The 14,955-nt window shown below is 70.2% G+C and carries 17 protein-coding genes; 12 read left to right on the top strand and 5 right to left on the bottom strand.

Going from position 1 to position 14,955, the window contains the following annotated elements; all coding sequences use genetic code 11:
- The first annotated feature begins 35 nt into the window (after positions 1-35).
- The 3 genes from BM140_RS25985 (at position 36) to BM140_RS21115 (ending at position 2,553) form a co-directional block, all read left to right on the top strand.
- The gene (locus BM140_RS25985; RefSeq protein WP_165616514.1) at positions 36-179 is read left to right on the top strand and encodes a hypothetical protein; all 144 of its coding nucleotides are present in this window, start codon (positions 36-38) and stop codon (positions 177-179) included.
- Between the two features lie 343 nt (positions 180-522).
- Entirely contained in the window at positions 523-1,518 is a 996-nt protein-coding gene (locus BM140_RS21120; RefSeq protein WP_244535553.1) for a DUF2865 domain-containing protein, read from the top strand.
- A gap of 174 nt (positions 1,519-1,692) precedes the next feature.
- On the top strand, positions 1,693-2,553 hold the full coding sequence (locus tag BM140_RS21115) for an MBL fold metallo-hydrolase (protein WP_244535558.1): 861 nt from the start codon (positions 1,693-1,695) through the stop codon (positions 2,551-2,553).
- 1 nt (position 2,554) lies between these two features.
- Here the strand turns inward: BM140_RS21115 and BM140_RS21110 are convergent, their stop codons facing one another.
- Entirely contained in the window at positions 2,555-3,334 is a 780-nt protein-coding gene (locus tag BM140_RS21110) for a DUF1499 domain-containing protein (RefSeq protein WP_091950807.1), read from the bottom strand.
- A 104-nt stretch (positions 3,335-3,438) separates the two neighbouring features.
- Between BM140_RS21110 and BM140_RS21105 the strand changes: the two genes are divergently transcribed.
- Positions 3,439-3,951: a MarR family winged helix-turn-helix transcriptional regulator gene (locus BM140_RS21105; RefSeq protein ID WP_091950805.1), complete on the top strand. Its 513-nt coding sequence runs from the start codon at positions 3,439-3,441 to the stop codon at positions 3,949-3,951.
- 66 nt (positions 3,952-4,017) lie between these two features.
- Here BM140_RS21105 and BM140_RS21100 read toward each other — a convergent pair whose 3' ends face one another.
- Positions 4,018-4,206 carry a con-10 family general stress protein gene (locus BM140_RS21100; RefSeq protein WP_091950803.1) on the bottom strand — a complete coding sequence of 63 codons (189 nt, stop codon included), beginning with the start codon at positions 4,204-4,206 and terminating at the stop codon, positions 4,018-4,020.
- Positions 4,207-4,399: 193 nt separating this feature from the next.
- On the opposite strand from BM140_RS21100, the gene BM140_RS21095 reads away from it, so the two are divergent.
- Positions 4,400-4,609: a hypothetical protein gene (locus tag BM140_RS21095; protein WP_091950800.1), complete on the top strand. Its 210-nt coding sequence runs from the start codon at positions 4,400-4,402 to the stop codon at positions 4,607-4,609.
- Positions 4,610-4,697: 88 nt separating this feature from the next.
- On the top strand, positions 4,698-5,144 hold the full coding sequence (locus BM140_RS21090) for a Crp/Fnr family transcriptional regulator (RefSeq protein WP_091950799.1): 447 nt from the start codon (positions 4,698-4,700) through the stop codon (positions 5,142-5,144).
- Positions 5,145-5,242: 98 nt separating this feature from the next.
- Here BM140_RS21090 and BM140_RS21085 read toward each other — a convergent pair whose 3' ends face one another.
- A complete protein-coding gene (locus tag BM140_RS21085) occupies positions 5,243-5,686 on the bottom strand; it encodes a VOC family protein (protein ID WP_091950797.1) in 444 nt (147 codons plus the stop codon).
- 178 nt (positions 5,687-5,864) lie between these two features.
- Here BM140_RS21085 and BM140_RS21080 point away from each other — a divergent pair, with 178 nt between their 5' ends.
- The 5 genes from BM140_RS21080 to BM140_RS21060 all read left to right on the top strand — a co-directional run bounded on the left by BM140_RS21080 (position 5,865) and on the right by BM140_RS21060 (position 11,253).
- Entirely contained in the window at positions 5,865-6,533 is a 669-nt protein-coding gene (locus BM140_RS21080) for a L,D-transpeptidase (RefSeq protein WP_091950795.1), read from the top strand.
- Between the two features lie 146 nt (positions 6,534-6,679).
- Positions 6,680-6,832 (top strand): DUF3096 domain-containing protein, encoded by a 153-nt coding sequence (locus BM140_RS21075; RefSeq protein ID WP_091950851.1) that lies wholly within the window; start codon positions 6,680-6,682, stop codon positions 6,830-6,832.
- A gap of 223 nt (positions 6,833-7,055) precedes the next feature.
- Positions 7,056-9,722: a pyruvate, phosphate dikinase gene (gene ppdK / locus BM140_RS21070; protein ID WP_091950793.1), complete on the top strand. Its 2,667-nt coding sequence runs from the start codon at positions 7,056-7,058 to the stop codon at positions 9,720-9,722.
- 231 nt (positions 9,723-9,953) lie between these two features.
- Positions 9,954-10,211 carry a hypothetical protein gene (locus tag BM140_RS21065; RefSeq protein ID WP_091950791.1) on the top strand — a complete coding sequence of 86 codons (258 nt, stop codon included), beginning with the start codon at positions 9,954-9,956 and terminating at the stop codon, positions 10,209-10,211.
- Positions 10,212-10,335: 124 nt separating this feature from the next.
- Positions 10,336-11,253: a cell wall hydrolase gene (locus BM140_RS21060; RefSeq protein WP_425287076.1), complete on the top strand. Its 918-nt coding sequence runs from the start codon at positions 10,336-10,338 to the stop codon at positions 11,251-11,253.
- Between the two features lie 56 nt (positions 11,254-11,309).
- Here BM140_RS21060 and BM140_RS21055 read toward each other — a convergent pair whose 3' ends face one another.
- On the bottom strand, positions 11,310-12,941 hold the full coding sequence (locus BM140_RS21055) for an alpha-D-glucose phosphate-specific phosphoglucomutase (protein WP_091950787.1): 1,632 nt from the start codon (positions 12,939-12,941) through the stop codon (positions 11,310-11,312).
- Positions 12,942-13,033: 92 nt separating this feature from the next.
- Complete coding sequence (locus BM140_RS21050) at positions 13,034-13,714, bottom strand: MgtC/SapB family protein (RefSeq protein ID WP_091950785.1); 681 nt, start codon at positions 13,712-13,714, stop codon at positions 13,034-13,036.
- Between the two features lie 334 nt (positions 13,715-14,048).
- On the opposite strand from BM140_RS21050, the gene lgt reads away from it, so the two are divergent.
- Positions 14,049-14,939 (top strand): prolipoprotein diacylglyceryl transferase, encoded by an 891-nt coding sequence (gene lgt, locus BM140_RS21045; protein WP_091950846.1) that lies wholly within the window; start codon positions 14,049-14,051, stop codon positions 14,937-14,939.
- Positions 14,940-14,955: the final 16 nt, after the last annotated feature.

Raw genomic sequence — 14,955 nt, 5'->3', positions numbered from 1 at the left:
TCGGGCCCCGGGAATTCTCGAAGGAGGCGTTCGGCGTGCCTGCACAGACCAAGCCGGGATCTCTCAAGACCGCTGTCGCGAAAGCCGTGCATGCCGCCATCGAGCGGCTCTCCGCCCTCGCGCCCCAACCGGTGCTCCAGCCGATCCCCGTCCGCGTGAAGTCCGGCCGGCGCCGCTGAGGGCGCCGACCGCCTCACCATCCTGGCCAATTTTGAAAGCGCCGCCCCGTCCGGGCGGCGCTTTCGCGTTCCGGATGTGCCATCCCCATGTCTGTGGCGGTCGCGGGACGGGGCCCGAATCGAATAGCGATTCCATTTCGGATGCCGGGCCAAGGCCTTGCCTGCCAAGACGTCTTTCGTCCGGCTCGGGCGGCCTTGGACCCCGCCGGCCTCGGTGGTTTGCCGCAATTGCCCGCCTCCCCCGGGCCGTCCTAGCTGGCCCAGGCGCAACCGGAGCGGGCCGGCGAGGCGCCGTGGGAGACGGATCGGGATGGCCTTCGGCAAGCGTGCGCCCGGAGCGTGGATGCGGGCTCCTGCCCGGCCGCGCCCGCAGACCCGGCCGCGCCGCGCCTGGGCGGCGGCCCTGATCGGGATCACGCTCGGCCTCGCCGGCACCACGGTCGTCAGTGCCTCCGAGCGCGGCCTCTTCGCCGACATGTTCGACGCCTTGTTCGGTCCGCAGAAGCCCGCGGCCGCGCCGGTCGCGGCGGCGATCGAGATGCCCCGCAAGACGCCGCGTCGCTACTCGGCCTTGCCCGACGTCCGAAAGATCGAGCCGGCGCGCCGCCTCGCACAGCAGACGCCGCGCCTGCGCGCCCGAACGGTGCGGCCCGCTTCGTCGGCGGCCGCTCCCGGCCCGCTCAAGGGCACGCAGACCGTCTGCGTGCGCCTGTGCGACGGCTACGCCTTCCCGGTCGGCCGCCTCAGGAATCCGGGCGACCTCCCCGTGCATCAGGCGGCCTGCGCCGCCGCCTGCCCCGGTACCCGCACCGACCTCTTCACCCTCGCCTCCGGTGAGAGCGCCTACGAAAAAGCCGTGAGCCTCGCGGGCCAGCCTTATCTCTCGGCCCCCTGGGCCAACCTCTACCGGCGCACGCGCGTCGCCCAATGCGCCTGCAACCCACCCGGCGCCACCGGTCCCAGGCTCGGCGCCGCCGACGACCGCACCCTGCGGGCGGGCGACATCTTCGCCACCGAGGACAGCGCCGAGGTGGTGACGGCCCTCACCCGCAACGGCCCGGTCCTGACCGATTACCGCGAGGCGCGGATCGGCGAGGGAAGCCGGCGCATCATCGAGGCCCGCGTCGGTGCGATCCGCCGGGACGCCGACGCGGCGGCCTTCCGGCGCGTCTTGCGGCTCGCCGAGAACCGCTCGCAGCGCATCCGCACCGCCGAGGTTCAGGTCGCACGTCTGCGTAGGGACGGCGCCGAGGGCGGCTACGGTTTCGCGCCGGTCGAGACCGCGAGCGCCGGCTTCGCCCCGGTGCGCGTCGTCGTGCCCTCGCCCTTCGAGCGCTGAGCAGGGCGCGGGATTTGGCGAACCGCCCCGGCTGTCGTAGGCGAGCGCTCCCGCGTATTTTTTCGCCCGACCCTCGCCGACCTTCAGCCCCGCATGAGCCGACCCCACGACGAGGCGCCTGAGGCGTCCGCCCCTCCTCCCGATCCGGACGGCGCCCTGCCGCCCGCCGGGCGGATGGAAGCCCTGACGCCGCTGGTGCGGCGGCGCATCTGCCCCAACGGCGGACCGTTCACCGCGAGCGGCACCTGCAGCTACGTGGTCGGGCGGGGCCGTGTGGCGGTGATCGATCCGGGGCCTTCCGACGCCGGCCATGTCGAGGCGTTGCTCGCCGATCTCGGGGACGAGCGCGTCACGGCCGTCGTCGTCACCCACACCCATCGCGACCACTCGCCGGGGGCTCGCCTGCTCCAGGCGCTGACCGGTGCGCCGATCGTCGGCTGCGGGCCGCATCGCGCCGCCCGCGAGTTGGCCGAAAACGAGCTGCCGGTGCTCGATGCCAGCGCCGACCGCGAGCACCGCCCCGACCGCGCACTCGCCGACGGCGAGAGCCTCGACGGCGAAGGATGGACGCTCACCGCGGTGGCGACCCCCGGCCACACCATGAACCACCTCGCCTTCGCCCTGCCGCAGGAGAACACGCTGTTCTCGGGCGATCACGTGATGGCGTGGTCGACCTCGATTGTCGCCCCGCCGGACGGTTCGATGCGCGCCTACATGGCCTCGCTCGACCGCTTGCGCGAGCGCGGGGAGACGCTCTATTGGCCCGGCCATGGCGGTCCGGTGCGCGATCCGCGCCGCTTCGTCCGGGGGCTCGCCGCCCATCGCCGCCAGCGCGAGGCGGCGATCCGCGCACGGCTCACGGCGGGTGACGAGGACATCCGCGCCATCGTCGGCGCGGTCTATCAGGGCTTGAGCCCGAAGCTGCTCGGCGCCGCCGCGCTCTCGGTCTTCGCCCATCTCGAGGACTTGGTCGAGCGCGGCCTTGTCGTCACCGACGGGCCGCCGCTGCTCGACGGGCGCTTCCGGCCGGCGTGAGCTACTTCAGCGCGATGGCGAGATTCGCCACCTCGTCGAGATAGGAGCGGATGCGGTCGGCATTGTCGCCCAGATCGCGGGTGCCGAGGCGCGAGGCCGAGCGCACGTCGATGCGGGCGCCGTCGGCACGGGGATGGACCCGCACGGTGATGTCGGCGGGCAGGTTGAGCAGGCGCGACCGGGCCACCGCCTCGATCCTTCCGTTGCCCATGCGCCCGCCGGGGCGGATCGCCTCGACGATCTGCCATTTTCGGTTCACCGCCGCCTTGCGGGCGAGTTCGAACGCCTGATCCGCCTCGACATCGAGGGTCAGCGGCGCGATTTGCGGATAGGCCGCCCGCTGCAACTCCCGGGCCTTGGGGCCGGGATCGGGTGGGTATCGGCCCTCGCGCGCCGCGAAGGCGAGGCGCGAGCGCGAGAAGGCGGGCGGGCGCTCGGTGTCGGTCGAGACATCGGTGATCGCGGGCAGCCGCACGCCCTTCAGCGCCGCGTAGGCCGGATAGGCCAGCACGAGACTTGCGAGAAACAGCCCGCCGACCGCCGCCCCGAGGCCGCCGGCCCCCTCGCGCCAGACCCGCACGAAGGCGAACAGGGCGAACAGGACGGCGACGACCGACAGGGCGACGCCGCTGCCGAGCACCGCCATGGCCGGCATCGCCTCGGCGGAGGCGCTGCGCACGAGCAGCACGGCCATCCCGGTGACGAGGGCGGAAAAGATCGCGAGCGTGCGGGCGTAGCGGCCCGCGCGCGTCACCGGTTCGTCGAGGATCTGACGGCGCATCGCCCTGGCGGGATGGGATAATCGGAGCCGGACTGTATCGCCTGGGGGCGAAGGGCGCCACTCGGCTGCCCGCGCGTCGCGGCTCTGGTATATGCCTGAAGAGCATGTCGCAGCCGCCCCCCTCCGAGACGAGCGCCGAGCCCGATCCGCTGCGCGTCTGGTTCCGCTTCATCCGCTTGAGCCGTCGCGTCACGGCGGCGGTGGCGGCGGAGCTGCGCGGCACCGGTCTGTCGATCCCGCAATTCGACGTGCTGTCGACCCTGTCGGAGCGCGAGGGGCTGACCCAGCAGGAGCTGGCCGGGCGGCTCTACGTCACGAAGGGCAACGTGTCGGGCCTGATCGACCGCCTCGTGGACGCCGGCCTCGTCGAGCGGCGGCCGATCCCCGGGGACCGGCGCTCGCACGCCCTCCACCTCACCTCCACCGGGGCGGACCTCGCCACCCGCGGCATCGAGGCGCAGGCGGCCTATGTCGCCCGCACGCTCGGCCAGCTGGACGCCGGCGAACTCGAAACCTTCGAGGCTCTGGTGCTGAAATGGCGCTCGCTCGCACGGGCGGACGCGGAGACGCCGGACAAACAAAAACAGACGCCGGGGGCGCCTGTCGAAAAAGTTTGAGGTCCATCGTTCTTATCGGCCGGGGCGGCACGACGCGCCTGTCGCGCGGTGCGCCCCCGTCCGGAATCAGGCTTCGCCGGTACGGCCGGTCGATTGCCCGCCCTTGCGGCCCGCCGACGAGGCCAGCTCGCGGTCCTGCGAGAACGAACGCTTTTCCGCCGGGACCGAACGGCCGCCCTTGCTGGCGATCTCGCGCTGACGCTCGATGTTCATGGACGCGAAACCTCGCTTCGAGGTCGAGTTTCCAGTAGCCATTGACGCCTCCTCAGGCTCGATTTTTCACACGTTCCTCAACCTTCAGCGCAATCGATGGTTCCTTGGCCGTATCGATCACGGTCGAGTGCGAAACCCCTGTCCAGTCCAGACGTTACGAATGCAAGGACAAGGATTTACGCGGACTTGTGAACAGGCCGTGCACAGGCCCCGTCACGTCCGGAGGGTACCGGAAATGACCAATCGACATATGGTAAAGCCTGCGGCCGCGGCCAAGCCCCAGGCGCGAAACGACACCCCGCTGCCGCCGATGCCGGCCCCGGAGGACAGCCGCACGCCGACCGTGCGGGAGGAGCCGATCGATTCGCCTCAACCGAATGCCAGCGTGAAGCGCGAGGCGCCGGTGCCGGGCGAGATCGGGCTTTCGACCGCGCCCCGCTCCTGACGGCGCTTCCCGACTTTGACAGGGTCGGTCTCCGGGTCTAGGCGCCGCCCTTTCCCGCGCCATCGATGACGGCGGATCGGAGACGAAAATGACCCTCGACAACGAGGTGACTTCGCTGCGGCAGGTGCCGCTCTTCCGCGAGGTCGAGCCCGCGCGCCTCAAGCTTCTCGCCTTCACCAGCGAGCGGGTGCATTTCGAGGAGGGCCAGTTGTTCTTCGCCCGCGGCGAGGCGGCCGATGCCGCCTACCTCATCCTGGAGGGCAGCGCCTCGGTCGCCATCGACGGTCCGTACGGCCCGGTGCGCCTCGCGCTTCTGGGGGCCAACGCCCTGGTCGGCGAAATGGGCATCCTCGCCGACCAGCCCCGCTCGGCCACCGTGACCGCCGAGGGCGCGACGACGGCGCTTCGAATCGACCGCGACGTGTTCCTCGAATTGCTGGCGCAGTTTCCGCAGATCGGCATCGCGGTGATGCGCGATCTGGCGCTGCGCCTGGAGCAGACCAACCAGCGGCTCGCCGAGCGCGGCGGGGCGTAGCGACGCCGCGCTCGAGCCGTATCCGACCTGCGTCTCTCGCTCTTTGCTTTGCCGCGCATTCTTGCGACGAACCGGTTTCCACTTCGTCGGAATGCGCTCTAAGCCGTCGGGTACGTGATGAACTCCAGCAGCGAGCCGTCCGGATCGCGGAAATAGACGCTGATCCCGGCTCCGGCCGCCCCGTTGCGTTCGACCGGTCCGAGTTCGACCGGCACCCCGTGCGCGGAAAGATGCGCCACCGCGTCCTCGATCAAACCCGACCAGCGGAAGCACAGGTCGCTGCCGCCGGGCATCACGGGTTTCGCCGCACGCGGCTCGCCGATCTGCCCGGGACCGTGGACGTTGAGCTGCACCCCGCCGAAGCGGAACGCCACGCCCTTCCCCACCGGGATCACCTCGGCGCCCAGAACGTCGCGGTAGAACGCGGTCGCGCGCGCCCAGTCGGAGACGTGGATCACGCAATGGTCGAGATGGATCGCGGGGGCCAGCGCCACGGTGTCGAGCGGATCGGTCTCGACGGTCAGAGTCTCGGTTTCGGGCATGGCTCTCGGGCCTCGGTCGCGGCGCTCCGCTCAAGATAACGCGAGGCCGCGCCCCGGCGAGGCGTCGTTCCTGGGCCCCTGCGGCCCGCAGGTCACACCCGAACCGCCCGGCTGCGGCTAGTCATGGGGCATGACGTTCCATCGACCCCCGTCCCGCGACGCCCGCAACGGAGTGGCCATGCACGCCCGCAGGTTCGCCCGCTCCTCCGTCAGCCGGACGCTGCTCGCCGCGCTCTGCCTCGTGCCGCTCGCGGCCTGCAAATCCTCCGGCCCGGGCCCGACGGCCGCGCTCGACGACGAATCGGCTTGGTATATCGGCACCATGCCGGACAAGCCGCACGACGTGCCGCTGGTCGACACCTCCCGGCTCGATCCGAAGTATCGCCGCCAGGAGGTCGCCTATGCCGGCCCCGAGGCGCCGGGGACCATCGTGGTCGACATCGACAAGCGTCAGCTCGCCCTAGTGCAGGAGGGCGGCCGGGCGATCCAGTACGGCGTCGGCGTCGGCAAGCTCGGCTTCTCGTGGAAGGGCGAGGCCCGCATCGCCCGAAAAGGGGTCTGGCCCGACTGGACGCCGACCACGACGATGGTCTCGCTCCACCCCGAGATCGACCGCTCGCGCAAGGGCGGCGTCGACAATCCGCTGGGCGCCCGGGCGCTGTACCTCTACCAGGGCAGCCGCGACACGCTGTTCCGCATCCACGGCACCAATGAGCCCTGGAGCATCGGCGAGCAGATGTCCTCGGGCTGCGTGCGCATGCTCAACGAGGACATCGTCGACCTCTACGAGCGGGTGCCGGTGGGCACGCGGGTGCTGGTGAAGCGCGGCGGCAAGTACCGGGTGTGAGCCACCGGAGGTGAGCCTCCGCGCGTTCCGGCGAAGCGGATGTCGCTTTGCCGAAAGTCGCAGCGCCATGCCCCGTTCATAGAGACCCTGGCTTGATGCGGCCGGGACGCGAAGACGTCCCCAGCCACGATCAAGAAAGGATGCTCATGACCGTCACGATCTCGCATCTCCAGCCGATCATCGCCATCGCCGCCGGCGTGCTGATCCTGATCGCGCCGCGACTCCTGAACTACATCGTGGCGATCTACCTGATCGCCGTCGGCCTGATCGGACTGGGCGTCCTGCGCCCGTTCACGTGATCCCCTGACGAAGATTCTGACAGTCCGTTCGCATCGTCACTGTGGCGTGTGCGCAGTGCAAAGCTTCTCCTTGCGCTGCAAGAAGAGATGCGCCACGCCCGCGGGAACGATGCGATAGGATGACTCTCGACCCCCCCGGTCCCGGGCCCGAAACCCCGCCCGCAGCCGGCGCCGCGGGGCCCAAGTCGAGAGACATTCGTGCCATCCGCCAGCGGAGAGCCTGATGACGAAATGGGTCTATTCCTTCGGTGACGGCAAGGCCGAGGGCGAGGCGTCGATGCGCAACCTCCTCGGAGGCAAGGGCGCCAACCTCGCCGAGATGTCGAACCTCGGCCTGCCGGTGCCGCCCGGCTTCACCATCACGACGGAAGTCTGCACCTACTATTACCAGCACGGTGAGACTTACCCGGCGGAACTCGCCGACGAGGTGAAGGCTGCGCTGGAGAAGGTCGGCGCACTGACGGGCCGCCGCTTCGGCGATGCCGACAAGCCGCTCCTCGTCTCGGTCCGCTCGGGCGCGCGCGCCTCGATGCCGGGCATGATGGACACGGTGCTGAACCTCGGCCTCAACGACCAGACCGTCGAGGCGCTGGCCAAGGACGCCGACGACGAGCGCTTCGCCTACGATTCCTACCGCCGCTTCATCACGATGTACTCGAACGTCGTGCTCGGCGTGGAGCACCACGCCTTCGAGGAGGCGCTGGAGCACTACAAGGACGGCAAGGGCTTCAGCCTCGACACCGACCTCAAGGCCGACGACTGGAAGCACCTCATCGGCGTCTACAAGAAGATCGTCCGCGACGAGCACGGTTCGGACTTCCCGCAGAAGCCCGAGGACCAGCTCTGGGGCGCCATCGGCGCGGTGTTCGATTCGTGGATGATCCCGCGGGCGAAGAAGTACCGCGAGCTGAACCAGATCCCCGAGAGCTGGGGCACGGCCGTCAACGTCCAGGCCATGGTGTTCGGCAACATGGGCGACACCTCGGCCACCGGCGTCGCCTTCACCCGCAACCCCTCCACCGGCGAGAGCGCGCTCTACGGCGAGTTCCTCATCAACGCCCAGGGCGAGGACGTGGTGGCGGGCATCCGCACCCCGCAGGACATCACCGAGAAGGCCCGGATCGAGGCCAAGTCCGACAAGCCGTCGATGGAAAAGGCGATGCCGGAGAGCTTCGCCGAGCTGACGCGGATCTACGGGATCCTCGAAAAGCACTACCGCGACATGCAGGACATGGAGTTCACCATCGAGCGGGGTAAGCTCTGGATGCTCCAGACCCGCAACGGCAAGCGCACCGCCAAGGCGGCGCTGCGCATCGCCGTCGAACTCGCGGGCGAGGGCCTGATCTCCAAGGACGAGGCGATCAAGCGGATCGAGCCGGGCGCGCTCGACCAGCTCCTGCACCCGACCATCGATCCGGACGCCGAGCGCAAGGTCATTGCCACGGGCCTGCCCGCCTCGCCCGGCGCGGCGGTCGGCGAGATCGTGTTCAACTCGGAAGCCGCGGAGGCCGCCCGCAAGGCCGAGCGCAAGTCGATCCTCGTGCGCATCGAGACCTCGCCCGAGGACATCCACGGCATGCACGCCGCCGAGGGCATCCTGACGACCCGCGGCGGCATGACCTCCCACGCGGCGGTGGTCGCCCGCGGCATGGGCAAGCCCTGCGTCTCCGGCGTCGGCTCGATCCGCATCGATTACAAGGCGCAGACCCTGACGGTCGGCGGCGTCACCCTGAAGGCGGGCGACGTCATCACCATCGACGGCTCGACCGGTCAGGTGATCCAGGGCGAGGTCAAGATGCTCCAGCCGGAGCTGTCGGGTGACTTCGCCGCGCTGATGGAATGGGCCGACGCGGTGCGCACCATGAAGGTCCGGACCAACGCCGACACCCCCGCCGATGCGCGGGCCGCCCGCAAGTTCGGCGCCGAGGGCATCGGCCTGTGCCGCACCGAGCACATGTTCTTCGAAGGCGACCGCATCGTCGCGGTGCGCGAGATGATCCTGGCCGACGATGCCGAGGGTCGCCGCGCGGCGCTGGCCAAGCTCCTGCCCTACCAGCGCCAGGACTTCGTCGAGCTGTTCACGATCATGTCGGGCCTGCCCGTCACGATCCGCCTGCTCGACCCGCCGCTGCACGAGTTCCTGCCCCATACCGACGAGGAGGTGCAGGAGGTCGTGGCCGCGACCGGCGTGAGCGAGGACAAGATCCGCCACCGCACCCGCGAGCTGTCCGAGCACAACCCGATGCTCGGCTTCCGCGGCTGTCGCCTCGCCATCGCCTTCCCCGAGATCGCCGAGATGCAGGCGCGCGCGATCTTCGAGGCCGCGGTGCAGGCCGCCAAGGACACCGGCGCCCCGGTGACCCCGGAGGTGATGGTGCCGCTGGTCTTCACCCGGATGGAGTTCGACATCGTCAAGGCGCGCATCGACGCCATGGCGAAGGCGGTGACCGAAGAGACCGGTGCGACCTTCGAATATCAGGTCGGCACCATGATCGAGCTGCCGCGCGCCGCCCTCAAGGCCGGCGAGATCGCCGAGACGGCGGAGTTCTTCTCCTTCGGCACCAACGACCTGACCCAGACGGCCCTCGGCATCTCCCGCGACGACGCCGCGACCTTCCTCGGGCCCTACACCCAGAAGGGGATTTTGGCCGTCGATCCGTTCGTGTCGATCGATCGCGAGGGCGTGGGCGAACTCGTCAAGATCGCGACCGAGCGCGGCCGGGCGCAGCGGGCCAACATCAAGCTCGGCATCTGCGGCGAGCACGGCGGCGATCCGGCCTCCATCGGCTTCTGCCAGGAGGTCGGCCTCGACTACGTGTCGTGCTCCCCCTTCCGCGTGCCGATCGCGCGGCTCGCCGCCGCCCAGTCGGCGCTCGGCAAGGGCGAGTAACCGGATCGACACCCCGAGGCCTCGACCTCGGAGCGTTGCCTGAGCCACGGGGGCGGCCGTTTCGCACGGCCGCCCTTTTTCGTCGTCCTCGGTGGGCCCGCGCAAGCTGCGCAATATTTTTGCGGATGACGGGGTGAACCCGTGTCGTGTTGGCGCGTTCAATGCTAGCGGGAGTCCACGCGCGGGAGCGCCGGCCTGTCGTATGGTCCGGGTCCTCGCGGGACTTGCCACATGCCCAATCCCGATACCTCCATCGCCCTTCTCGATGCCGGCGCCGTCGCGCCGGGGCCGCGGGCCATGCAGCACGCCTATCTCTGGATCCTGGCGAGCCTGACGACGGCCGTCGGGCTCTTGGGGCTGGCCTATGCCCTGTCCCAACACAGCGACCGCGAGGCCGGGCGGATGATCATCGCCTCGCAGGGCGGCGCCGGTTACTTCGCCGTCGTCGTCAACGGGCTCGCCGTTCACCACGGCCGCCCGCATCACTGAGCACCGCCGGACTTAACCGTCCGGCAACCACGTTCGCACTTAAACTCGCGCCCATGAGGAACGGGGGTCACCGCGTGCGCTACGCTGCGGTCCCCGGGCCATGGTTCAGCGTGGGATGTCGGCGTTGCGTGCGAGTCGCGTTCGAGGACTGGGCAAGGGGCTGGGACTGGGCCCGCGCTTCATCGTCACGGCGGTGGTGCCGTGGATGCTGGCGAGCGGCCTGCTGATCTCCTTCACGGCCACGGCCGGCACCGACGCGACCTTGTCGCCGGAGCGCCTGTTCGAGCGCGAGGTCGCCACCACCGGCGCGATTTCCTCGGGCTGGAACGCCGACATGATCGCCGCCGGCATCGTCGCGACACCGGATTCGATGCACGACGAGCCCGACGACGGCAGCCTTCCCGCGCTCGCCGAGTCCGACGGCGCGACCCCGGCGGTGCCCCGCGCCGTCGCCCTCTCCTCGGTGACGCCCGCCCCCGCCGACGCGACGCCGATCGAGGTCGCCGCGGCGAGCCTCGTCCTGCCGGGCTTCTCGCCGCGCCTCGACCGCGCGCCGCACCCGACCGAGCCGGAGGCGGACGCCGCCTCGCCCGAGGCCAAGCACCGCTACGCCGACCTGATCGGGCCCGAGGCGATGGACAAGGAGCAGCGCTGCCTCGCCGAAGCCGTCTATTTCGAGGCCCGCAGCGAGCCGGAAGAGGGTCAGGCCGCGGTCGCCCAGGTGGTGCTGAACCGGGTCAAGAGCGGGCTCTATCCGCAGAGCGTCTGCGGCGTCGTCTACCAGAACCGGCACCGCTTCATGGGCTGCCAGTTCTCCTTCGCCTGCGAGGGCAAATCGCTGCGCATCACCGACGCCGGCTCGTGGCAGACCGCCACCCGCATCGCCAGCGCGGTGATCGAGGGCCGCACCTATCTCAGCGAGGTCGGCGGCGCGACGCACTACCACGCCGATTACGTGAAGCCCGGCTGGTCCCGCCGGCTCAAGCGCAAGGACATGATCGGCCGGCACATCTTCTATCAGCTGAAGCCGAACCAGACCTGACGGGTCGCAACGGAAAACCCCTCCCCCCTCTGCGGGGGAGGGTAAGCAGACCGGCCCTACGTCACGACGCTCGGCTCGGCCCGCCCGGTGATCGCCTCGATCTGCGCCAATTCCCGCGCCACCGCGACGACGGGGGCCAGCACCTCGGCCACCGGCTGCTCCAGCCGCGCGGGGTCGCTCTCGTAGCGCTCGATATAGACCCGCAGCGTCGCCCCGGCAGTACCGGTGCCGGACAGGCGGTAGACGATGCGGGCATCCTCCGCGAAGGTGATCCGCACGCCCTGCGCCTCGGTGACCGAGCCGTCGACCGGATCGACGTAGCGGAAGTCGTCCGCCTCGCTCACCGTCAGCCCGCCGATCTGCGTGCCCGGCAGGCTCGCGACCTGGGCGCGCAAGCCCTCCATCAGCCGCTTGGCGGCGTCGGAATCGATCTCCTCGTAATCGTGGCGGGTGTAATAGTCGCGGCCGAACTCGGCCCAATGCGCCCGCACCAGATCCTGCGCCGGTTGGCCCGTGGCGGCCAGGATGTTGAGCCAGAGCAGCACCGCCCACAGCCCGTCCTTCTCGCGCACGTGGTTCGAGCCGGTGCCCGCGCTCTCCTCGCCGCAGAGCGTGATGCGGCCGGCATCCAGCAGGTTGCCGAAGAACTTCCAGCCGGTCGGGGTCTCGAACGCCTCGATTCCGAGCTTTTTCGCCACCCGGTCGGCGGCCCGGCTCGTCGGCATGGAGCGGGCGACGCCCGAAAGCCCACCCGCGTAGCCCGGCGCCCGGTGGGCGTGGGCGGCCAGGATCGCGAGGCTGTCGCTCGGCGTAACGAACAGGCCCGGCGCCACGATCATGTTGCGATCACCGTCGCCGTCCGAGGCCGCACCGAAATCGGGCGCGTCGGGGCCGTGCATCAGGTCGAACAGTTCGTGAGCGTGGACCGGATTCGGATCGGGGTGGTGACCGCCGAAATCGGGCTTGGGCTCGCCGTTGACGACGGTGCCGGGCGCGGCCCCCAGGGTGTCCTCCAGGATCGCCTTGGCGTAGGGGCCGGTGATCGCCGAGAGCGCGTCGAAGCGCATGCGGAAGCCCGAGGCGAAGAGACGCCGCAGCGCCTCGAAGTCGAACAGGGAGTGCATCAGTTCGGCGTAGTCGGCGACCGGATCGATGATCTCGACGCTCATGCCGTCGATGTCGTGGGTGCCGGTCGTGCCGAGATCGAGGTCGGGCGCATCGGCGATGCGGTATTCGGTGAGGGTCTTGGTGCGCTCGAAGATCGCGCCGGTGACGCTTTCGGGCGCCGGCCCGCCGTTGGCGCCGTTGTACTTGATCCCGAAATCGCCCTCCGGCCCGCCGGGATTGTGGCTCGCCGAGAGCACGATGCCGCCGATCGCTCCATGCTTGCGGATCACGCAGGAAGCGGCGGGCGTCGAGAGCAGGCCGTCACGGCCCACCAGCACCCGGCCGATGCCGTTGGCCGCCGCCATCTTGATGGCGATCTGCACCACCTCGCGGTTGAAGAAGCGTCCGTCCCCGCCGATCACCAGGGTGGCGCCGTCGCGATCCGGGATGCAGTCGAGGATCGCCTGGACGAAGTTCTCGACGTAATGAGGCTGCCGGAACACCGGCACCTTCTTGCGCAGGCCCGAGGTGCCGGGCTTCTGGTCCGGAAAGGGGGTCGTGGTGACCTGCTTGGCAGCCATGTCGGCTCAGTCCTCAGCTTCGCTGCGGATGTCCTAGCGCAGTTTCGCGCCGCAACGAGACCGGCGGTGGCGATTTCCCCGCCCTGATCGCGTCATTCTTGGTCACCGGAGCGGACGCGGATCACCGCCGGGTTGTCGCTCAAGCGCCGGGCCACCGCCTCGACGCTGGCGCGCGGCAGGCGGGCGAAGGTGATGGTCACTTCCTCCAGGCCCGGCTCCTCGCCCGGCCGCACCACGAATTGCCGGATGCGCGAGGCGCGCTCGCCGGTCAGCTCTGGCAGCGCGTCGATGGCGAGGCTGCCGGCCTTGACGGTGAGCTTGAGTTCGCAGGCCTGATTCCGGTCGCGCCAACGTTCCTCGATCGGCTTCACGCCGGCCAGAATGCCGACGACCAGCCCGGTCGCCGCGATGGCCGGGACGTAGAGCCCGCCGCCGACGGCGAGCCCGATGGCCGCCACCGCCCACAGGCTGGCGGCCGTGGTGAGCCCCTTCACCACTTCGCCCCGCAGCAGGATCGTGCCGGCGCCGAGGAAGCCGATGCCGGAGACGACCTGGGCGGCCACGCGCGAGGGATCGAGCACCACGTCCTGGCGGCCGAGCACATCGGAGAAGCCGAAGGCCGAGACCAGCATGAAGAGGCAGGCGCCGACGCAGACCAGCATGTGCGTGCGCAGGCCCGCCGCCCATTGCAGCCTCTCCCGCTCGAACCCGATCACGCTGCCCATCGCACCGGCCAGAAGCAGCCGCGCCACCATCTCCGTGTTGCCCAGCATGGCGTCTCCTCGAAGGCCCGTTCGCCGAAAACTCTGCGCCCGTCCGCGGGCCGCGCGCAACCGGCCCCTCAACCGCCGTTCCGGCGCCGTGCAGCGGAACCCGAATCCACCCGTGATGCGGGATGCCCGACCGAACTCGAACCGTTGCAGCCATTCGTGGTTTCCGGATTCTCCTTCGCCGCCCCGGAAGGACGGCGGTGGCGTGAAGGGCCGGCAGCGTTCCTCGGGCGGCCCCGTTCGGGCCCCCTGCGCATGGCTCGCCCGCCTTGACGCCCCAAGCCGCGCGGGTCCAATGCGGCGCGACCTGTTCGGAAAAACCGCCCAAGGGCTGCCGATGCCGCCGCTCCTCGCCCTGCCCTTCCCGGCCATCGATCCGGTCGCGGTCTCGCTCGGGCCGATCGAGATCAAGTGGTATGCGCTGTCCTACATCGCCGGGCTGATCGGCGGCTGGTTCTACGCGCGCCGGCTGGTCCTGGCCGATTCGCTCTGGGGCGGGGTGAAGCGCCCGAGCCTGACCGACATCGACGACCTCGTCGTCTGGGTGGCGCTCGGCGTCGTGCTCGGCGGGCGCATCGGCTACGTGCTGTTCTATAACCTGCCGCTCTATCTCGACCGGCCGCTGGAGATCCTGGCGATCCGCAACGGCGGCATGTCGTTCCACGGCGGCTTCCTCGGCGCGGTCCTGGCGATGCTGTTGTTCGCCCGCGCCCGCGGCCTCGGCGGCCTCACGCTGCTCGACATCTCCGCGGTGGTGGTGCCGATCGGTCTGTTCTTCGGCCGCATCGCCAACTTCGTGAACGGCGAGCTGTGGGGCCGGCCCGCGCCCGACTTCCCCTATGCGGTGATCTTCCCGACGGGGGGGGAGGTGCCGCGCTATCCGAGCCAGCTCTTCGAAGCCGCGACCGAGGGCCTGCTGCTCTTCGTCGTCATGGCGCTGGCGGTGCGCCGCTTCGGCTTCCGCAAGCCGGGGCTCCTCGGCGGGATCTTCGTCCTCGGCTACGCGGTGACCCGGACCTTCTGCGAGTTCTTCCGCGAGCCGGACCGGCAACTCGGCTTCCTGTTCGGGCAGGATGTGAACGCGCTGGGCGGCGGCATCACCATGGGGATGCTGCTCTGCGTGCCCATGGCGATCGTCGGCATCGTGGCGATCGTGCTGGCCGTCCGCGGCGTGACCCGGCCGCGGCGGGAGGGTCCGGAGATTCAGGCCGAGGCCGGGCAGATCTGAGCGTGGCGAGCCCGCT

The organism is Methylorubrum salsuginis (assembly GCF_900114375.1).
GTDB lineage: Bacteria > Pseudomonadota > Alphaproteobacteria > Rhizobiales > Beijerinckiaceae > Methylobacterium > Methylobacterium salsuginis.
The sequence above is the reverse complement of the archived record's forward strand: the minus strand, read 5'-3'. Positions and strand labels throughout refer to the sequence as shown.